This window comes from Paramagnetospirillum sp., assembly GCF_058402745.1.
The window spans coordinates 184,466-203,650 of the sequence record NZ_JBZVFI010000018.1 but is presented as its reverse complement, the minus strand read 5'-3'; the positions used below and the strand labels follow the sequence as shown (position 1 = coordinate 203,650).

The 19,185-nt window shown below is 64.8% G+C and carries 16 protein-coding genes; 5 read left to right on the top strand and 11 right to left on the bottom strand.

Going from position 1 to position 19,185, the window contains the following annotated elements:
- Window positions 1-296: 296 nt before the first annotated feature.
- The 11 genes from ACV4UZ_RS16870 to cysD all read right to left on the bottom strand — a co-directional run bounded on the left by ACV4UZ_RS16870 (window position 297) and on the right by cysD (window position 12,786).
- Window positions 297-947 (bottom strand): acetyltransferase, encoded by a 651-nt coding sequence (locus ACV4UZ_RS16870; protein ID WP_491601952.1) that lies wholly within the window; start codon window positions 945-947, stop codon window positions 297-299.
- Window positions 944-1,609, bottom strand: coding sequence for a PIG-L deacetylase family protein (locus tag ACV4UZ_RS16865; protein WP_491601951.1), 666 nt, complete (start codon window positions 1,607-1,609; stop codon window positions 944-946). Before ACV4UZ_RS16865 ends, ACV4UZ_RS16870 begins: the two co-directional genes overlap by 4 nt.
- Window positions 1,606-2,496 (bottom strand): methionyl-tRNA formyltransferase, encoded by an 891-nt coding sequence (locus ACV4UZ_RS16860; RefSeq protein WP_491601950.1) that lies wholly within the window; start codon window positions 2,494-2,496, stop codon window positions 1,606-1,608. Before ACV4UZ_RS16860 ends, ACV4UZ_RS16865 begins: the two co-directional genes overlap by 4 nt.
- Window positions 2,496-3,668, bottom strand: coding sequence for a UDP-N-acetylglucosamine 2-epimerase (neuC, locus tag ACV4UZ_RS16855; RefSeq protein WP_491601949.1), 1,173 nt, complete (start codon window positions 3,666-3,668; stop codon window positions 2,496-2,498). The genes ACV4UZ_RS16860 and neuC overlap by 1 nt, the downstream gene beginning before the upstream one ends.
- Entirely contained in the window at window positions 3,665-4,678 is a 1,014-nt protein-coding gene (gene neuB / locus ACV4UZ_RS16850) for an N-acetylneuraminate synthase (protein WP_491601948.1), read from the bottom strand. Before neuB ends, neuC begins: the two co-directional genes overlap by 4 nt.
- A complete protein-coding gene (locus tag ACV4UZ_RS16845) occupies window positions 4,675-5,877 on the bottom strand; it encodes a LegC family aminotransferase (RefSeq protein WP_491601947.1) in 1,203 nt (400 codons plus the stop codon). The genes neuB and ACV4UZ_RS16845 overlap by 4 nt, the downstream gene beginning before the upstream one ends.
- Window positions 5,874-6,962: a nucleotidyltransferase family protein gene (locus tag ACV4UZ_RS16840; protein ID WP_491601946.1), complete on the bottom strand. Its 1,089-nt coding sequence runs from the start codon at window positions 6,960-6,962 to the stop codon at window positions 5,874-5,876. The genes ACV4UZ_RS16845 and ACV4UZ_RS16840 overlap by 4 nt, the downstream gene beginning before the upstream one ends.
- Window positions 6,959-7,963 (bottom strand): NAD-dependent 4,6-dehydratase LegB, encoded by a 1,005-nt coding sequence (locus ACV4UZ_RS16835; protein WP_491601945.1) that lies wholly within the window; start codon window positions 7,961-7,963, stop codon window positions 6,959-6,961. Before ACV4UZ_RS16835 ends, ACV4UZ_RS16840 begins: the two co-directional genes overlap by 4 nt.
- A gap of 33 nt (window positions 7,964-7,996) precedes the next feature.
- Complete coding sequence (locus tag ACV4UZ_RS16830; protein WP_491601944.1) at window positions 7,997-9,829, bottom strand: ABC transporter ATP-binding protein; 1,833 nt, start codon at window positions 9,827-9,829, stop codon at window positions 7,997-7,999.
- A 294-nt stretch (window positions 9,830-10,123) separates the two neighbouring features.
- A complete protein-coding gene (cysC, locus tag ACV4UZ_RS16825) occupies window positions 10,124-11,986 on the bottom strand; it encodes an adenylyl-sulfate kinase (RefSeq protein ID WP_491601943.1) in 1,863 nt (620 codons plus the stop codon).
- Complete coding sequence (gene cysD, locus ACV4UZ_RS16820; protein WP_491601942.1) at window positions 11,986-12,786, bottom strand: sulfate adenylyltransferase subunit CysD; 801 nt, start codon at window positions 12,784-12,786, stop codon at window positions 11,986-11,988. Before cysD ends, cysC begins: the two co-directional genes overlap by 1 nt.
- 457 nt (window positions 12,787-13,243) lie before the next feature.
- Between cysD and ACV4UZ_RS16815 the strand changes: the two genes are divergently transcribed.
- From ACV4UZ_RS16815 to ACV4UZ_RS16795, 5 genes are read left to right on the top strand one after another with little or no spacing between them, the layout of a single operon-like run.
- A complete protein-coding gene (locus ACV4UZ_RS16815; RefSeq protein ID WP_491601941.1) occupies window positions 13,244-14,248 on the top strand; it encodes a Gfo/Idh/MocA family protein in 1,005 nt (334 codons plus the stop codon).
- Window positions 14,245-15,540 (top strand): glutamate-1-semialdehyde 2,1-aminomutase, encoded by a 1,296-nt coding sequence (locus ACV4UZ_RS16810; RefSeq protein WP_491601940.1) that lies wholly within the window; start codon window positions 14,245-14,247, stop codon window positions 15,538-15,540. The genes ACV4UZ_RS16815 and ACV4UZ_RS16810 overlap by 4 nt, the downstream gene beginning before the upstream one ends.
- Window positions 15,541-15,548: 8 nt before the next feature.
- On the top strand, window positions 15,549-16,553 hold the full coding sequence (locus ACV4UZ_RS16805; RefSeq protein WP_491601939.1) for a class I SAM-dependent methyltransferase: 1,005 nt from the start codon (window positions 15,549-15,551) through the stop codon (window positions 16,551-16,553).
- Window positions 16,550-18,178 (top strand): hypothetical protein, encoded by a 1,629-nt coding sequence (locus ACV4UZ_RS16800; RefSeq protein WP_491601938.1) that lies wholly within the window; start codon window positions 16,550-16,552, stop codon window positions 18,176-18,178. Before ACV4UZ_RS16805 ends, ACV4UZ_RS16800 begins: the two co-directional genes overlap by 4 nt.
- Complete coding sequence (locus ACV4UZ_RS16795) at window positions 18,169-19,185, top strand: class I SAM-dependent methyltransferase (RefSeq protein ID WP_491601937.1); 1,017 nt, start codon at window positions 18,169-18,171, stop codon at window positions 19,183-19,185. Before ACV4UZ_RS16800 ends, ACV4UZ_RS16795 begins: the two co-directional genes overlap by 10 nt.

Below are 19,185 nucleotides of genomic sequence, written 5' to 3'. Positions count from 1 at the left end.
GAGCTTACGTTCCCACAACTAGGGCACAATCAGATCAAGATTCGCGCAGGGTCAGCCGATCGAAGAGAATATGTCAGCGAAAGCCCCGTGAGCAATTCAAAACGCCGTTTCTGGCTGAATGTGGACGTCCATCATTCGATGCGGTGGACCAATGCCCCTCGCTTCCGTGGAACCGGTCGCCGATGGGCGGAATGGCTTCTTGGCACCATCGGGCAATGTGGCAGCATGGCATGCCATTATGGCAATCTGTTGATTGTCGGCGTCGCGCTAAACTTGGCCATTGGGCGGGATCTGTGTCAGCTCCGGCGAGATGGCAGACCGGTCGTCGAATTCCCTATTCGGGCGGGCACGCCCAGCGCCGTCGCGCCATCGGGAACATCGCGGATGACGGTTGCGCCAGCTCCGATCAGACAGTGGCGACCCAAGGTGATGCCCTGGATTATCGCCGCACCGGTTCCCACATGGGCGCCCTCGCCGACCGTGACGCTGCCGGATAGGACGGCCCCGGGCGCGATATGGGCGTGGTTGCCAATGATGCAGTCGTGATCCACCGCCGCCCTGGTATTGACGATACAGTTGACGCCGAGGCCGGCGCCGCTGCCGATCACCGCTCCCGCCATGACCTGGGCGCCCTCGGCCAGTTTGGCGTCGTCGGCGACATAGGCGGCGGGATGGACGATGGTGGCGAAGCGAAAGCCGCGCTGGCGGGCTCCCTCGAACACGGCGCGGCGCAGGCGCGTGTCGCGGACGCCGCCCAGGCCATTGACCAGTTGGGTCGAGACAGGAAAGTCGGGGGGCAGATCGGCTCCCAACCAGGCCAGTCCCAGGATCGCTGCGCGGGACGGATCGGGATCGGCCAGTCCCACGACCTCGATTCCCAGGCCGCGAAGAGCCTCCAGCAGGGATCGGGCATGGCCGCCGCCGCCCAGCAGGGCAATCGGGTTCATCGAACTTCACGGATCAGCATGAAGGCCTCGGCATACGCCACTCCCAGGGTCGCGCCGCGCAGCCGCGCCAGGGCCCGGATGGCGCTGGCCTCCCGGGGCAGGGGAAAGGGCTGCAGTTCTGTTTCGAAGCGGGCCATGATGTCCAGCTTGGCCTCGAAAGTGCCCGAAACGTCCACCAGGCTGTTGGGCAGGAACGGGGGGGCGAGCGCGGATTGCTCGGTTTCCGAGATGGTTTCGTAGGCATAGATCCGCTTGACTGACAGGCCGCAGCGGAATGGCTTCAGCGCCGCCATGGCGCAAGCGAACAGGATGCGGTGGTCGGAATGGACATCGCCGCCATGGGGCAGATAAATCACGTCGGGGGCAGCCTTGGCGATCGCCGTTCGCAGCGCCTCGATCACTTCGCCTTCGGGGATACGATCCAGGCCGGCGGCCGGCAGGCCTAGGCGGTGAATGGCGGCAAATCCGTAATCGCCGGCCACCCTGGCGATCACCGCCTCGCGGTTGGTGATGTAGTCGGAGCCGTACAGGGGGGGCTTGGGATCGGTGGCCAGCAGCCAATGGATCTGGTCGCCCTCGGCCTTGTGACGCAGCAAGGTGGCGCCGCAGCCCAGGGTTTCGTCATCCGCGTGGGGTGCGACGCAAAGAATGCGCTGGTTCACCTTGATCCTCCCAAACGGTGCCCTTTAGCCAGGGCGGGGCCGGTCCACCGCAACAGCCGCAAGCCGCCGTCTCCGGTACTGATCAGCGGACCATCGGGCCCCAGTTCGACCACCTCGCCAGGCTCTCCGGCGGGACAGGGGTCCAGGCGGCTCTTCCACACCGTCAGGCGTTCCTGACCGAGAAAGGTATGCGCCCCGACGTAAGGTCGGGTCAAGGCGCGGATCAGGTCGTAGGCGGTACGGGCGGGACCGTTCCACTGGATTTCGCCATCTGCCTCGCCGCGCTTGCGCCAGACGGTGGCGCGACTTTCGTCCTGGGGAATCCTCGGTGGCTCGCCCCCGGCCAGTTGCGGCAGGAACTGGGGGATGGCCTCGGCGGCCAGAACCTTGATGCGGGCATAGAGGCTAGCGGCATCATCCTCCAGAGAGATGTCAAACGCCTTCTGCCACAGCAGCGGTCCGTCATCCGCCCCTTCGCCCATCCAGAAGAAGCTGAGGCCAGAGCGGGGCAGGCCCAGCGCCAAAGCCCAGATCAGGGGGTGGCGCCCCCGCCCCTCGGGCAGAAGCGCCGGATGGACGCCGATGGAGCCCAGGCGGGGAATTGCCAATATTTCCGGACCGATCAGCTGGGAGAAGCCAAATACGAACAGAACATCGGGTGTCAGGTCGCGGAGCAGGGCGATGGTGGCGGGGTCGTTCACCTTGGCCACCAGGTGCACCGGAACCCCGCGGGAGTGGGCCAGCCCGGCCAGGTCGGCGGCATCGGCGTTGAACCTGTTGGCCTCGGGCGGGATGGTCAGCACGCCCACCACGTCGCCGCCGGCGTCCAGTGTGACTTCCAGGCAATGGCGGCTGAACTCAACCGCCCCGATAAAGACGATTCGCATCAGGTCTCCGGCAAATCGTGGAAGCGTTTCTCGATCAGGGCCCGGTCCAACGGGATGTCGCGCAAGCACGCGACGATGCGCGGCGACGCCGTGCCGTCGCCGTAGGGATTGACCATATCCGCCACCTTGGACCGGAAAGCGGGGTCCAGCGCCTTGGCCAGGGCGGCGGAGACGGCGTCACGGCCGGGGCCGCAATCGATGACATTGGCGCCCTTGACCCGGCCTTGCTGGCGCGAGCCGATATTGACCACCGGCAAACCGAAGCTGGCGGCCTCCAGGATGCCGCTGGAGGAATTCCCCACCATGGCCGAGGCGCGACGCATCAGGGAGAAATAGGCCTGGGTGCCCAGGCTGCGCACCGCCCGCGCATTGGCATGGGCGGCAATATAGGTGTCGATGGCCTCGATCAGCACCCGGCCTTGGGTATCGGCGTTGGGATAGGTGAACACCACCGGCAATCCGGCCCGGTCCAGCGCCGCCATCAGCTCCACCGCATGGCTGGCGGTATCTTGGTATTCCAGGGTGACGGGATGGAACGTGACCACCAGAGGAGCGGGATTCAGAGGTAGGCCGATGCGCTCCGACAACTCCTCGTCCGACAGCAAGGGTACGGTCTTGAGATTGTCCAGGCTGGGCGCGCCCACCAGATGCACCCGTTCGGGGGCCTCGCCCATCTGGATAACCCTGCGGCGATAGGTCTCGGTTGAGACGAAGTGGATGTGGCTCATCTTGGTAAGGGCGTGGCGGATGGCCTCATCAATCAGCCCCTCCGTCAGTTCGCCGCCATGCAGGTGGGCGATGGGCAGGGCGAAGGGCAGGGCGGCGGCGCCCGCCGCAAACATCTCATAGCGGTCGCCCAGCAAAAGCAGCAGATCAGGCCGGCGAGCGGCGAAGCTCTGGGCGAACCCGGAGAGACCCAACCCCATGGACTTGGCGATGGCGGCAGGAGTATCGGTGGCCAGCAGGGTGTCGATGCGCTCGGCCACGGGAATATCCTCGGCCAGGATGGAATCGACGGTATGGCCGAATTCGGGCGCCAGATGCATGCCACAGACCAGCAGCCGCAACCGGAGGGCGGGTTCGGCCAGGATGGCACGCAGCACCGGAAGGTAGATGCCGAAATCAGCGCGTGTTCCGGTAACCACCGCAATTTCACGGGGCGAAGCGCTCATGCCAGCATGTCCTCGGTCAGGATGGCGCCCGCTTCGGCGGCGGCCTTGAGGCGACGGCCCACCACCCGATCGATGGCGGCGGGTGAGATGCCGCTGGCCGGGCGCCTGGCGATCAGCATTTCTGCTGTCAGCGGCGTCCCGGCGGGGGCGGCGGCCACAAGGGTAAGGCTGCGGCGGATTACGTTGCGGTTTTCCGCCTCGCTGGGAGCAGGCACCTTGCGGCCGTCCCCGAGGGCGAGTGCCACCGCTCGGCAGCCCTCGACCAGGGCTTTCAGCTCGGCCGGCTCGAGCGATGCCTTATGGTCGGGCCCCTCCATGGTGCGATCCAGGGTGAAGTGCTTTTCGATGACCACCGCGCCCAGGGCGACGGCGGCCAGGGACACGGTGATGCCTTCAGTATGGTCGGAATAGCCGATGGGCAGGCCGGTGGCCGCGCCCATGGTGGCCATGGCGCGCAGATTTGTCTCGGCCACCGGGGCGGGGTAATCGGTCAGGCAATGCAGCAATGTGAGATCGGTGCAGCCGGCCATTTGCAGGACGCTGGCGGCCAACACGACCTCGTCCAGGTCGGACATGCCGGTGGACAGCAGAATCGGACGCCCCAGCCGAGCCACATGGCGCAGCAATGGTACATTGGTAACCTCGCCCGAGGGCAGCTTGACCCGGCGCATGCCCAGGGCGACCAGGAAGTCGGCGGATTCCTCGTCGAATGGGGTCGACATGAACTCGAGCCCGCGCTCTGCGCAATGGGCCATCAGGCGGGGATAGGCTTCCCGATCCAACTCAAGGCGTTTCAGCATTGCGAATGCCGACTCGCCCCGGTCGGTAGCCTCGATCTGATAACCGCATTTCGGGGCATCGGCCGAGGCCAGTCTTTCGGTTCTGAAGGTCTGGAACTTGACCACATCAGCCCCGGAGGCGGAGGCTTCGTCGATCAGGCGGTGGGCCAGAGCCTCGTCGCCGTTGTGATTGACGCCGGCTTCGGCGATGACCAGGGGAAAAGCGGTCACGGCTGGGCATTCTCCGAGGGGTTGGCATGCAGAAAGGCGGAACTGGGCAGGCAGACCAGCCGGGCCTCTACCGTCCGGGCCGCATCAAGCCCGTGGGCGCCCCGTGGCGCATCCACATACATGGGCAAGTCGCACAGCAGTCGCCAGCATGGTCTGGTCTGCAAACCGGCGGCGTTGCTGTTCTCCAGGAAGATGTCGCGCTCGGCCGGGCTGTCGAACAGGGCGGCGTTCAGCCAGTAATTGCTTTCGGCCCAGGATTGTTCGGAGAAGATGGAGACGCCTTCGAGCCCGGCGGCCAGATCACGGTACAATCCGGCCAGCCCGCGCTTGCGGGCCACCGTGTCCGTCAACGCCTCCATCTGGGCACAGCCCAGGGCGGCGTTGAGGTTGGGAAGGCGGTAGTTGAAGCCGACCTCGTCATGGTCGAACACCCACCCCTTGCCGACCCGCGCGGTGGTGGACAGATGCTTGACCCGCCTGGCCAGGGCCTCGTCATTGGTCACCACCATACCGCCGCCGCCGGTGGTCACCAGTTTGTTGCCGTTGAAGCTGATCATGGCGGCCCGGCCGAGGCTGCCGCAGCGTCGCCCCTTGTAGCGGCTGCCCAATGCCTCTGCGGCATCCTCAACCAGCGGCAGGCCGTATTGCTGGGCCAAGGCCGCCAGCCCGTCCATGTCGCAGGGATGCCCGAAGACGTGAACCGGCATGATTGCCGCCACCCGGCGGCCGCAACCACGCCGGCGCAGCGTGCCGTCGGCGGTGTACTCGCATTCCTCGGCCAGGAATGAGGCCAGGGCGGCAGGGCTCATGCCCAAGGTGGCGGGATCGATGTCCATGAAGATGGGCGACCCACCGCAATGAGCGACCGCATTGGCGGTGGCGACGAAAGACAGTGCCGGTACCACGACCAGGTCGCCGGGGCCAATTCCCATGGCATGAAGCAGGACGTGGGTGGCGGCGGTGCCGTTGACCGCGGCCACGGCGAAACGGGTATCGCAAGCCTCTGCCACCAGGGCTTCGAAGCGATCGACGAAGGAGCCCACCGAGGAAACCCAGCCGGTGTCCAGGCATTCCTTGACGTAGTCCCATTCGCGACCGCGAAACCACGGCTCGTGCAGAGTGATGAGCCCCTCTCGCCTCTCGCGGCCGCGAAAATGGCCGTTCAACCGGTCAAGCAGGCCTGCCGCCGCGCTGTTCACGATTCTACTTCGCCGATGACCCCGTCGCCGAACAGGCGGATGAAATCCTCCTGGGCGCGGGCGTAATGTTCGTGATTGCCGATGTCGAGCCAGTATTCATGCACCGGGAAGCTGCCTACCCGCTTGCCGGTTTGCAGGGTCTGGGCGATGACGTCCGGCATGTCGCGGTGGCCGGCGCTTTCAAGCTGGTCCAGGACCGATGGGTTCAGGACATAGACACCAGTGTTGACGAAGTAGACGTATTTGGGCTTCTCCACAAGGCCGGTGACTTGGCTCCCCTCCAGATTCACGACACCATAGGGGACGTTGTGGACGTCGCGCTTGGTGGCCAGGGTGATTTCATTGCCTTCAGCCGCGTGGTAGCGCAGCATTTCCTGCATGGAAATACTGGTCAGCACATCGGCATTGACCACCAGGAAGGGCTCGTCCGGCCGTGACGGCAGCAGGCTGAGCGGCCCGGCAGTACCCAGCTCCTTGGTTTCTTCCAGGAAGGTGACGTGATTGCGGTAGCGGGGCACGTCCATCACCGCCATCTTGATCATGTCGGCCTTGTAATTGACCGAGACGTAGACCCGCTCGATGCCTTCCGACAGCAACTGGTCGAGCAGGATGAAGATGATGGGGCGTCCCGCCACCGTCAACAGCGGCTTGGGCGTGTGTTCGGTGAACGGGCGTAACCGCTTGCCCTGGCCACCGGCCATGACCACGGCCATCCGGGGCGAGGAATCGCCGTTCAGGTATTCGTCTATGAAATGGATGTCGACGATTCGCCCGTCCGCATCCAGCAACGGAATCTGCGCGCAGGCCCGTTCCCGGATCAGGGCGAGGATATCCGTCCGCGACATGCCTACCCTGCCGGCCACGGGATGACGCGACATCACCACCTCTACCGGCGAAGTGAAATCAATGTGGTCGAGGATGGCGCGGCGCACGTCGTAATCGGTCACCACACCCAGCAGACGATTGTCCCTGTCGGCCACCAGCAGGATCTTGCGGGCAGCGCGGGTGATCTGGGACACGGCATCGATGATGGTCGTCTCGGGCGGGACGATCAGCGACGGCAGAAGGTCGGCGTTGCTCTTCATCGGTTATAGAGCTCGGGCTTGTAGGCTTTCAGGATTTCGGGTTGGCGAAACCACTCCACTGTCTCGGCGATGCCACGGCGGAAGCCGTCAAGGCCGCCATAGTTCGGCGCCCACCCCGTCAGGTGGGCGGCCTTGGCATTGTCGGCCCACAGACGCTCCACCTCGCTGGCCTCCGGCCGCAAACGTTCGGCCTCGCACTCGATCACCGGGTCCACTCCGATAACCTCGGCAATGACCCGCACCGCATCGCCGACGCTGATCTCGAAATTGCTGCCGATGTTCACCACTTCACCGAGGACGGCGTCGGAGTTCATCATGGCGATGAAGCCGGCCACGGTGTCCTTGATGAAATTGAAGTCGCGGGTTGGGCGCAGCGCCCCCAGTTTCAAGGTTTTCCGGCCGGTCAGCAGCTGGGTCATGATGGTGGGCAGGACGGCGCGGGCCGACTGTCGCGGACCATAGGTGTTGAAGGGCCGGATGACGGTTACCGGCGTCCCGAAGGAGCGGTGGAACGATAGGGCGATCTGATCGGCGCCGATCTTGCTGGCGGAATAGGGCGACTGGCCCTGAAGTGGGTGCTCCTCGGTGATGGGAACGAAGCGGGCGGTGCCGTAGACTTCGCTGGTCGAGGTGTGCACGACCTTCGAGATGCCAAGATCGCGCGCCGCTTGCAGCACGTTCAGGGTGCCTGTGATGTTGGTGTCCACATAGGACTGGGGCGAGTGGTAGGAATAGGGTATCGCGATCAGTGCCGCCAGATGCAGTACGATGTCACACCCCTTCATGGCTTCCCGTACGCCGTGGGGATCGCGTACGTCGCCGGCGAACACGTCGAGGTCAGCCTTGACACTGGGTTCGGACTGATCGAGCCATCCCCAGGAATTGAATGAATTGTACATGACGAACGCGCGCACGTCGTGTCCGGCACGCACCAGATATTCCGTCAGGTGTGATCCGATGAAACCATCGGATCCGGTAACGAGGATTTTCTGTCCGCTCATTGATCGCCCAGACTCGCAAGCCAAGAAAAGGTTCTAATCCCCATCGCGCTCAAGCGCCAGAGTTTCGGACAGGTCCAGATGGCGCAGCATGCTCTGGAACTCCTGATTCCTGCGGGCGAGGTCGTCAAAACTGCCGCTATCGACGATTCGACCGTCCTTCATCCAGTACAGGCGGTCGCAATGACGCACCGTGCTGAGGCGATGGGCGATGAGGATCAGGGTCTTGGCGCCATGCAGGCGGGTTATGGCGCCGGTGACGGCGGCTTCGGTCTCGGCGTCCAGGGCGGAGGTTGCCTCATCCAGGATCAGCAGGTCGGGATTGCCGTAAAGCGCCCTGGCAATGGCCACTCTTTGGCGCTGCCCGCCCGAAAGCCGCGCCCCGCGCTCACCTACGACGGTGTCGAGGCCTGACGGCAGGGTGGCGATCAATTCTTCCAACTGGGCCATGGAGACGGCCAGCGCCAGGGCGCTCTCGTCGATCAGGGCATCGGGCAGGCCAAGGGCGATATTGCGGCGCAAGGTATCATCCAGCAGGAACACGTCCTGGGGTACCAAGCCCACATGCCCGACCCAGGCGCCACGGTGGCTGACCTCGACACCATCGACCAGGACTTTGCCGGAATCGGGTTCCAGCAATCCCAGGACCAGATTGGCCAGGGTGGTCTTGCCGGCGCCGGTCGACCCTATGAAGGCCACCGATTCGCCGCGCCGGATGGCGATGCTGACATCCTGCAGCGCCGGCCGGTCGGCACCGGGATACAGGCAGGTGACGTCACGCAATTCGAAGGATTGGCGCAGCGGCACGTCGCGGACGGAATCGGCAATCCGGGCAGCGGTCCGCCTGGCCTGGGGCTCTTCCTCCATGTCGGTGGCGATTTCCACCAGGGCGGCCTCGTTGAACTTCATGGAATTGGTCAGGCTGCTGATGCGGTTGAGAGACGGCATCAGCCGGAAGGCCGCCGCGCCGAACAGACCCAGCACCGGCACGACATCGACCGCGTTCTTGCCTTCGCCGACCACGGCCAGTGCCATGGACATAAGACTGATGATGATGAGAATCTCCAGCAACATGCGCGGCACGCTTTCCAGCAGCATGCGTCGTTCCTGGATCAGGGCAAAGCCCTGAGTGACCTCGCGGAAGGTACCGAGAAAGTTCTGTTCGCGTCCCAACACCTTGATTTCCTTCAGACCGCCAAAGCAGTGATGCAGGATTGTCAGAATCTCGGCGCTGCATTCATGGAGGCGTCGCCCCCAACGGGACAGTGGGCGGCGCAGGAACGGCATCAGCACCGCCATGGGCAGGCCGAGGACCGCCACCACGATGCTCGCCGCCATCGGTTGGGCCATGAACAGCACGCCCACCACCGCCGTCGCCACCGCCAACTCGGAGAGCAGCATCAATGCCGGCATGACCATGCCAATAAAGCACTGGTTGATGGAGGTGGTGACGTTGCGCACCAGCACCGCGGAATTTTCCTGTTGGTGGCGGCTGAACGGGCGGTACATGTAAACCGTGAGCAGCCGGGCGGCCAGACGCGTGCTGCCGCGCCAGACGAAGCGGGCACGGGAATAACTGTCCAATGCCACCAGGATGTTCTTGAAGACAAAGAAGATCAGCATGAAGACGCAGAAGAGCTGGATGAAACGTCCATGCCCGGGGCGGCCGAGAAGGTCGTTAGCCATGCTGAGCCAGCGGTCGGTTTCCAGGCTCGCGGGGTTGCTGATCACCTGGAACAGCGGCAAGACCATGCCGATGCCGGCGGCTTCAAGCAATCCCGTGAAGATAATCTGGCCGACCAGCAGGACGGCCCGTAAACGGGTCGCCCGGTCGAACAGGCTCCAGACGATTACGGCCGACCGTCTCATTTGGCGCTCTCCGTCTGGTCAAAAATATCCATATTGGGCCAAGTCGCCACCGATTCGCCGATCAGGGACCGGATTTGCACGGTCATGATGGTCCGGGAACTGGACGTCGGGTTGGGGAAACACCTGTCGCAGCAAGAATGCGGTGTCGGCTTTGGGCTGGCTGATATGAACGTACATATGCCTCATGAGAGCTCCACCTAGGCGTCCCATCCCTACCCTCTGGCCGCTATCTTGCTAATCGAGGCGCACCATACGGGGCGCGAGCGAGTTACGTCAACTTTGGCCGGAATTCCGTCACTCGTTCAGGGTGAAGTGGGCTTCGATGTAGCTCATCAGGCATTCCAGGCTCTGCTCGACTGTCTGATTGGCGGTATCGACCTTCAGCTCCGGTTGGACCGGTGCCTCATAGGGGGCGGAAATGCCGGTGAACTCGCGGATCTCTCCGGCACGGGCCTTCTTGTACAGGCCTCGGGGATCTCTGGCTTCGCAGTGGTCGAGATCGGCCGCAATGTGGATCTCATGGAACAGGTCACCGGCGATGGCGCGCGCCCGATCGCGGTCATCGCGATAGGGCGAGATGAAGGCGGTGATGACGATCAGGCCGGCATCGGCGAAAAGCTTGGCCACTTCGCCGATCCGGCGGATGTTTTCAGAGCGTTCGTCCGGGGTGAAGCCCAGATCCGCCGACAGCCCCTGACGGATATTGTCGCCATCCAGGACATAGACCATGCGGCCCCGACGGAACAGACGGCGTTCCAACTCCAGCGCCAGAGTGGTCTTGCCCGACCCCGACAGACCGGTGAGCCACAGGATGCCGCTTTTGTGGCCGGAGGAATGCCAGCGTTCGGGCATGGTAACCTTGTGCTCGGCGGTGGTTACGTTGGTCGAGCGCACGGTATGGCTGGAACGCTGGTCTCGGCATCCCTCAAGGCTGATGATGCCACCGCCGGCAATGTCCCAACCATCAACCATCACGAAGCGCCCCAGAGCCGGATCGGTGGCGTGATCGTCAATCACCATCATCACGCGGCTTCGCAGGGTGATTTCGGCGACGCCGTTACGCTCCACCGTCTCACCGTCATGGTGCGACAGGTCGCTGACGTCGATCACCCGGTCGATGGACACCACTTCCACAGGGTAGCTGGCGGTCGCCACCCGCAAGCGGTAACCGGCGCCCTGGGTCAGCGGGCGATGTCCCAGCCAGAAGACGCGTGCCCTGAAGACATTGGTTTCCACCGGGGCGCGTTCGATGTGGCTGATTACCTCGCCGCGCTGGACGAAGATCTGGTCGTCCAGGGTGATGGCGACCGATTCCCCCGCCGCCGCTTCCGTGGCGGGCGGGGCGTTCCAGGTCTCGATGGAAGCCACCCGCGCCGTCTTGTTTGAGGGCGAGAACATCAGCCGGTCGCCCACGGCCAGGCGGCCGCTTTCAATCCGGCCGGCGATCAGGCGCCGGTCGTCGAACTTGTAGACATCCTGCACCGGCAGGCGCAGTGGCCGGTCCATGGCCTGGGGGCGTTCGGGGAAGGCGTCCAGGGCCGTGACCACGGTCGGCCCCTTGTACCAGGGCGTACGGTCCGAGGCTGCGGCCACGTTATCTCCGTCGCGGGCCGAAATGGGAATCAGCGCCGAGGCCGACAGGCCCAATTCGTCCAGATAGGACCGGACCTCGGCGGCGACGCCGTCGAAGCGGGTCTGATCGAAGCCCAGCCGGTCCATCTTGTTGATCACCACCGCGACGCTTCTGACCCCCAGCAGATGGAGGAGATATCCGTGTCGGCGGGTCTGGTCTCGGACACCCTCCTCGGCGTCCACCAGCAGCAGGGCGGCGTCGCAACCGGCGGCGCCGGTCACCATGTTCTTGAGGAATTCCTTGTGCCCCGGCGCGTCGATGATGACATAGGGGCGCAGCGCGGTGCTGAACATGATGTGGGCGGTGTCGATGGTGATGCCCTGGTCGCGTTCGGCTTGCAGGGCATCCATGACAAAGGCCCACTCGAAGGGCATGCCGCGCTTTTCGCTGGCCGATTTCAGGGCATCGACCTTGCCGTCGGGCAGGGCGCCGGTTTCGTGCAGCATGCGGCCGACCAGGGTCGATTTGCCGTGGTCCACATGGCCGGCGACGACGATGCGAAGGGGGGCACGGGGGTCGGTCATTACATGTATCCCTGGGCGCGAAGACGTTCGAAGGCGTCTTCGGATTCCTTATCCTGGGCGCGGCCCGACCGCTCCGACAGGGTGGTCTGCTCCAGTTCGGCGATCACCTGGTCCAGGGTGGTGGCCTCGGACGCGATGGAGCCGGTGCAGGGCGCGCAGCCCAGCGAACGGTAGCGGCGGCCGCACTTGGCGAAATACAGTTCCACCAGAGGAATCTTCTCGCGGCGGATATAGCGCCAGATGTCCTGCTCGGTCCAGGCGAGCAGGGGATGAATACGGACATGGGTGCCGGGCGCGAAATCGATCTTGTACTGGTCCCAGAATTCGGGCGGCTGGTCCTTGACGTCCCATTCATTGGCGACGTTGCGGGGGCTGAACACCCGCTCCTTGGCGCGTGTGCCCTCTTCATCGCGGCGGATGCCGGCGATGACGCCGGTGAAGCCGTGCTCGGCGATGATCTTCTTCAACGGCTCGGTCTTCAGCGCGCCGCAGCAGGTGACGCGGCCCTTGTCCGGCCCCATGCCAGCGGCGAGCGCCTCCTCGTTCTTGCCGATGATGATCTTCAGCTTCAATTCGGCCGCGATGCGATCGCGGAATTCGATCATCTCGGGAATCTTGTAGCTGGTGTCCACGTGAATTACCGGAAACGGCACGTGGCCGCCGAAGGCCTTCCGGGCCAGCCACAGCATCACGTTGGAATCCTTGCCGATCGACCACAGCATGGCCAACTTGTCGAAGGCATGGAACGCCTCACGGAAGATGTAGACGCTTTGGTGTTCGAGTTGATCGAGATGATCCATTTTTGCCCGATGGCTATTAGCAAGAGCGAGGTCAACTTCAGACGGCGCTTTCTTACCAGACCCGTCTCCGATCAGTCCACGACCATCTCCGTGGGATTCCGCAGGACTGATCAGCATCGGGCGCAATAGTCGAAGAGCGGAACATTCCGTCACTGTAAAGCCCGCGCCAATTACGGGCTGAAACGTATGCTCGGGCGGGTCCGGGGAAATGCAAGAATCGCCGTGCCGCGCAAGCCACGGCGTCGTTCAAGATGGCGCCTTACGCCGCGGTGGCGGCGGGCCTATCCGGTTCAATTGACTTCTCCCGGCAAATGGATTTCACTCGCCCCGTCTTCATTCGCCTTGCCGAGGAAACGCTCTCGAAAATGCCCCCTAACGCCTGAACGGCTTGGTCGCAGGGCGATTCGCCGGCCTCCTGAGACCCGGCCCATCACTTCCACAATCAAGGTTGGCTCCCATGCGCTTTCTCATCGTTGGTCTCGGTTCCATGGGCAAGCGCCGGGTGCGCAATCTCAAGCGTCTTGGCTTCACCGACATCACCGGCTTCGACCCCCGCGCCGACCGCCGTGCCGAGGCCGAGGAAAAATACGCCATCAAGACGGTGGGCGACTGGGCCGTCGCCGAAGCGTTGGAGGTGGACGCCTGGGTCATCTCCACGCCGCCAGACACCCATCTGGATTACGGCTTCAAGGCGCTGGACCGGGGGCGCCACTTCTTCTGCGAAGCCAACGTCACCGACCCGCGTGGTCACGAGATGATCCGTCGCCTGAAGGAGACCGGCAAGGTGGGGGCGCCGTCCTCGACCCTGCGCTACTTCGCCGGCCCGCGCAAGATGACCGAACTGCTGGAATCGGGTGCCATCGGCAAGCCCCTGTCCTTCACCTATCAGAGCGGCCAGTACCTGCCCGATTGGCACCCCTGGGAAAGCTACAAGGACTTCTACGTCTCCAAGCGCGACACCGGCGCCTGCCGCGAGATCGTGCCCTTCGAGCTGTCCTGGATGGTGGATATGCTGGGCCCGGTGGATGCGTTGATGTGCATGAAGGACAAGCTGACCGACCTGGAATGCGACATCGACGATGTGTACCAGCTGTTGCTGCGCTTTAAATCGGGGATGATCGGCCATCTGGTGGTGGACGTGGTCTCGCGCCCCGCTTTCCGTATCTTCCGCATCAACGGTTCGGAAGGCTCCATGGAGTGGAACCACGCCAGTAATTCGGTGCGTCTGTGGACCCCCACCGGCAAGGCCAACGCCTACGAGGAGCAGGTCTTCTCCTTTGACGCCGTGCGGGTCGAGACCGACTACATCCATTCCGACGAGCCCTATGAGCGGGAGATGGCCGACTTTGTCGCCGCCGTGCGGGGTGAACGGCCATGGCCGTTCAGCTTCGAGAAGGATGAAGCGGTTCTCGAATTGCTGTTGCGCGCCGAGAAGAGCAACGAGCAAGGTATTCAGGCATGAGCAACACCAAGTCGGCCTTGACCCATCGCCTGATTCCCGGTGGGGCCCACACCTATTCCAAGGGTGACGACCAGTTTCCCGCGAACGCGCCCGCCTATCTCGAGCGTGGCGAAGGCCCTTATGTGTGGGACGACGAGGACAACAGGTTCCTCGATTGGACCGCCGGCTTGCGCAGCATGAGCCTGGGTTACGGCATCAGGCCGGTGATCGAGGCCGCCATCGCCCAGATGTGGAGGGGCTCGAATTTCGGGCGGCCCTCCTTCATCGAAACTGAATATGCCGAGCGGCTGATCGACCATATTCCCTGCGCCGAGATGGTCAAGTTCGCCAAGAACGGCTCCACGGTCACCAGCGCCGCCGTCAAGCTGGCCCGGGCCTATACCGGCCGCGACTACGTGGCCTTCTGCAAGGACCATCCATTTTTCAGCTATGACGACTGGTTCATTGGCACCACGCCCTGCGATGGCGGCATTCCGTCAGGTTTCGGAGCTCTGTCGCTGCCGTTCCGCTACAACGACCTCGCCAGCCTGGAATTCCAGTTCGACACCCATCCCGGCAAGATCTCCTGCGTGATCATGGAAGCCGCCACCTCCGAGGAGCCCAAGCCCGGCTTTCTCCAGGGTGTCCAGGCCCTGTGCCGCAAGCATGGCGCCTTGTTCATCCTCGACGAGATGATCACCGGCTTCCGCTGGCACCAGCAGGGGGCTCAGGTCACCTATGGCCTTGATCCCGACATGGCAACCTTCGGCAAGGGCATGGCCAACGGTTTCGCCGTCGCCGCCCTGGTGGGCAAGCGCGAGGTCATGGAACTGGGCGGCCTGTTCCATGACAAGAAGCGGGTGTTCATGATCTCCACCACTCACGGCGCCGAAAATCACGGACTCGCCGCGGGCATGGCGACCCTGGACATCTTCCGTACCCAGCCGGTGATCGAGACCATGTGGGATACCGGCGCCAAGCTGATCAAAGGCCTTAACGCCGTGGCCGCCGAGATGGGGGTGGGGCAGTCCTTCAAGGCCTTCGGCATTTCGTGCAGCCCGGCCTACCTTACTCTGGACGCGGAGGGTAAGGTCTCCATGGCCTTGCGGACCCTCTTCCTGCAGGAAATGGCCCGTCACGGGGTGATCATCAATTACATCGCGCCGGGCTATTCCCACGGTCCCGCCGAGGTCGATGCCACCCTGGAGGCCGCCCGCAAGGCGCTGAAGGTCTATGTCCGCGCCCTGGAAAGCGGAACCGATGCCTTGTTGCTGGGGCCGGTGGTGAAGCCTGTCTTCCGGCCGTACAACTAGGTCCGGCCATGCGCGAGGCCGATATCCGTCCCGCCGACCTGCTGGCGGAATATCTGCGCCTCAGCGCCGAGGATTCCGCCCGGTTCTTTCCCGATTCCGCCCGTCTGGTTGATCGTGCCTGCCCGGGCTGTGGCGAGGATGCGAGCGAATTCGGCTTCACCAAGAACGGTTTCACCCTGGTCCGCTGTCGCGCCTGTGCAACCCTTTACGTCAAGGCGGTGCCGCCCGGCGAGGCCTTGTCGGCCTTCTATCGCGACAGCCCGTCCCAGACCTATTGGAACACCGTGTTTTTTCCGGCGGTGGCCGAGGCGCGGCGCGGCGCCATCTTTCGGCCGCGTGTCGAGCGGCTGAAGGAGCTGGCCACCCGCCATGGCATCGACCCGGTGCGGGTGGTGGATGTGGGGGCCGGGCTGGGGCTGTTCCTGGAGGAAGCCCGCGCGCTGGGCCTGGGCCGCGAGCATTGGGCCGTCGAGCCGGCTTGCGACGCGGCGATCCAGCTGCGCGCCAAGGGCTTCCAGACCGTGGAGGGCTTCGCCGCCGACGCGGCCGCTTCCGGGCTGGAAGGCACCGCCGATCTGGTCGCCTCCTTCGAGGTGATCGAGCATCTGATCGATCCGCTGGCCTTTCTGACGGATCTTGGCCGCCTTGCCCGCCCCGGCGGGCTGGTGGCGCTGTCGGGGCTGTGCGGCACCGGCTTTGACATCATGACCCTGGGGGAGCGTTCCAAGGCGGTGTCGCCTCCCCACCATCTCACCTTTCTCAGCCGGGCCGGTGCCGAAACCATGGTGGCCAAGGCCGGGTTGGAGCTGTTGTCGTTCCTGACCCCGGGCAAGCTGGACGTGGACATCGTCCGCAATACGCTGGCCCAGGACGATGGGGCGGTGATTGATCCGTTCCTGCGACAGCTGCTGCGCGGCCCCGCCTGCGTCGCCGAGGCCTTCCAGGATTTCCTGGCGGATAACGGCTTGTCGTCCCATATGTGGCTGCTGGCCCGGCGGCCGGGGCGGCCATGACCGTATTGTTGCGCCGGTCCGGCCGGACGCTTTCGGCTTCGTCCTGGCGCTGGTGGATCGCCATTGCCGCTCCTTCCCCCATCGGCCTGGATCCCGCGTCGCGGCGGCCGGATTTGGATTCGACGCTGGAGGGGGCCTTCGATGCCGCCGCCCCCTGTTGGCTGGATTTGGCCAAACGGATGGGAGCGGAGCCCTCGGCGGTGCTGGCCCACGCGCCCAGCGCCGCGCCCAATCCGTCCGATTTCGGCCTGATGATGGCTTGGGCCGCGCTGATCGAGTCCTGGGCCAGGGAAGCCGAGGTTACCTTGGTGGTTTGCGATGATCCCTGGCTGTTCCGCCACCTGTCCGCGCTGCCCGGCGTCGAGGCCGGGGACGCACCGCCCATTTTGTGGCGCCGCCTGCGTCTCGCCCTGCGCGGCCTCGCCGCGCGGCTCGCCTACGGCCTGTCCACCGCCCGCTTGGCCTGGGCGCAGCGGGGCATGGCCGCCTCGCTGCCCGCCGCCACCCCCAGCCTGCTGGTCTATGGCCATCCCCGCAGCGACGCCGCCGGGGCCGACGCCTATTTCGGCGACCTGATGGCGCGCCAGCCCCATCTGGTCCGGCTGCTCCATGTGGATGCGCGGGGCGAACGTCTCCAGAGCCTGAGTGTTGCCGGCCGCACCGTGTCGCTGCATGGTTTCGGCTCGCCGCTGACGGCCCTTCTGGCCCTGCCCTTGGCCCGTTGGAAGCCCGGTTCGGCGGTGATGTCTGGGCGGTATTCCTGGCTGGTCCGCCGCGCCGCCGCCCTGGAAGGCGGTGGTGCCCAGGCCGCCGCCATCGCCTGGCAGCTGCATTGCCAGCGCCGCTGGCTGGCTCGTGCCCGGCCGCCGGTGGTGGCCTGGCCGTGGGAGAATCATGGCTGGGAGCGCGATTTCGTACGCCAGGCCCGCCGCCTCGGCATCAAGACCCTGGGCTATCAGCATTCGGTGATCGGCCGCCAGATGCTTAATTACGGCCCCGGTTCCAATCCAGATGGTGCCGCCAGCCTTCCCGACCACGTCCTGTGCTCCGGTTCCGCCACCCTGGATCAGTTGCGCCGCTGGGGATTTCCCGCCGAGCGGCTGGCGGTGGGCGGGGCGCGGCGGCCGTTCTCCGTTGCCGGGGGGCGCTTTGATTCCGCCGCGCCGGTATTCGTGGCGCTGCCCTTCGACGCCCCGGTGGCCGCCGAGATGGTGGAGGCTGCCCGCCTCGCCGCTGCCACGGGGCGCCGTTTCGTGGTCAAGGACCACCCCATGACGCCCTTCGCCTTCGCCGAATCCCCCGGCGTGGCGCGTGCCACGGGTGGCCTGGGCGAGATGACGGCGGTTTCGGCGGTGGTTTTCGCCGCCACGACCGTTGGGTTGGAGGCCCTGTTGATGGGGTTGCCGACCCTGCGATTCCGCCCGACGGGCCGCGTCGCCCTGGATATCCTGCCGGAGGGAGCGGCGGTCCCGGTGACTTCGGCAGCCTCGCTGGCTGCCGATCTCGACCGTTTGCAGCCGTCTACGCCGCCGGCTCGCGAGGTGATTTTCGCCACCGTGGACGAAGAGGCATGGTCTCGACTATTGTCTGGCCCATTCGCCAACCGGGGAACCTCGTGCCCGTGACCATCATCACCCGCCATCCGCTGTTTCATGACCCGGCCTATCCGTCGAGCGAGACCCTGGACAGTGAACAGCAGGCCTTGGTCGCCGAATTCAACCGCCGGGCCAGGGCGGGGGAGCTGGCGTTCACCGAGCCGGCTCAATGCCTGTGTGGCAATACCGAGTTCGATCAGGTCGCCACCTATGACCGGTACCGTATCTGGCAGCCGGTTGTTCTGTGCCGCCGGTGTGGCCTGATGTTTTGCCGGCCGCGCATGGCCGACGACACCATCGCCTGGTTCTACGGCAGTGACGTCTATCGCCGCCTCTACAACAGCGCCAAGATGCTGCCCCACACCCGGGAGAAGTTTCTGGCGCGGGCCGAGGGCATGACGCGGCGACGTGATACCGTGGCGAAGTCGGTGGATTACGACCGTATCCGGCGGGTGGGCGAGATCGGTTGCGGCGCGGGGTGGAATCTCTGGGCCTTCCATGAGGACGGCAAGTCGGTGACCGGTGTCGATTACAGTCCCGAGCTGACTGCCGCGGGACGGGCCATGGGCATGGACATCCGCCAGGGCGCCATGGACGCCCTGGAGGGCGAGCGCTTCGATGTCCTGATACTTTCCCACGTGCTGGAGCATATGCCCGATCCCGCTGCCGCCCTGGCCCAGGGCGCCGCCATGCTGGCGGACGGTGGCGTCTTCCATATCGAAGTTCCCGATGGCCGAGATGTATGCCTCGGCATGTTTCAAAGCGCGCATCTGTGGTATTTCACTCCCGCGCGGCTGCGCCAACTCGCTGCCGTTGCCGGGTTGGAAGCCATCCACGAGGAAAGCTACGGCGGCGTTCACTTCTCGCTGACCTTTCGCCGGGCCGACACGGTGGCCGAGCCCGATCTGTCCGGCGAATATGCGATGATGCGCGCCATCATCCGCCGCTTCGAGCGCCGCGAGACGGTCAAGGATCTGCTGCGGCGCCTGGGGCTGTTCCAACTGGGCCGGGCGGTGTTTCGCCTGTTGCGGCGCTGA

What these genes read in the sequence shown, in the direction of transcription:
- ACV4UZ_RS16870 (WP_491601952.1), bottom strand. Translation starts at nt 947, where the DNA reads ATGAACCCGATTGCCCTGCTGGGCGGCGGCGGCCATGCCCGATCCCTG.
- ACV4UZ_RS16860 (WP_491601950.1), bottom strand. Translation starts at nt 2,496, where the DNA reads ATGCGAATCGTCTTTATCGGGGCGGTTGAGTTCAGCCGCCATTGCCTG.
- neuC (WP_491601949.1), bottom strand. Translation starts at nt 3,668, where the DNA reads ATGAGCGCTTCGCCCCGTGAAATTGCGGTGGTTACCGGAACACGCGCT.
- ACV4UZ_RS16840 (WP_491601946.1), bottom strand. Translation starts at nt 6,962, where the DNA reads ATGAAGAGCAACGCCGACCTTCTGCCGTCGCTGATCGTCCCGCCCGAG.
- ACV4UZ_RS16835 (WP_491601945.1), bottom strand. Translation starts at nt 7,963, where the DNA reads ATGAGCGGACAGAAAATCCTCGTTACCGGATCCGATGGTTTCATCGGA.
- ACV4UZ_RS16830 (WP_491601944.1), bottom strand. Translation starts at nt 9,829, where the DNA reads ATGAGACGGTCGGCCGTAATCGTCTGGAGCCTGTTCGACCGGGCGACC.
- cysC (WP_491601943.1), bottom strand. Translation starts at nt 11,986, where the DNA reads ATGACCGACCCCCGTGCCCCCCTTCGCATCGTCGTCGCCGGCCATGTG.
- cysD (WP_491601942.1), bottom strand. Translation starts at nt 12,786, where the DNA reads ATGGATCATCTCGATCAACTCGAACACCAAAGCGTCTACATCTTCCGT.
- ACV4UZ_RS16815 (WP_491601941.1), top strand. Translation starts at nt 13,244, where the DNA reads ATGCGCTTTCTCATCGTTGGTCTCGGTTCCATGGGCAAGCGCCGGGTG.
- ACV4UZ_RS16810 (WP_491601940.1), top strand. Translation starts at nt 14,245, where the DNA reads ATGAGCAACACCAAGTCGGCCTTGACCCATCGCCTGATTCCCGGTGGG.
- ACV4UZ_RS16805 (WP_491601939.1), top strand. Translation starts at nt 15,549, where the DNA reads ATGCGCGAGGCCGATATCCGTCCCGCCGACCTGCTGGCGGAATATCTG.
- ACV4UZ_RS16800 (WP_491601938.1), top strand. Translation starts at nt 16,550, where the DNA reads ATGACCGTATTGTTGCGCCGGTCCGGCCGGACGCTTTCGGCTTCGTCC.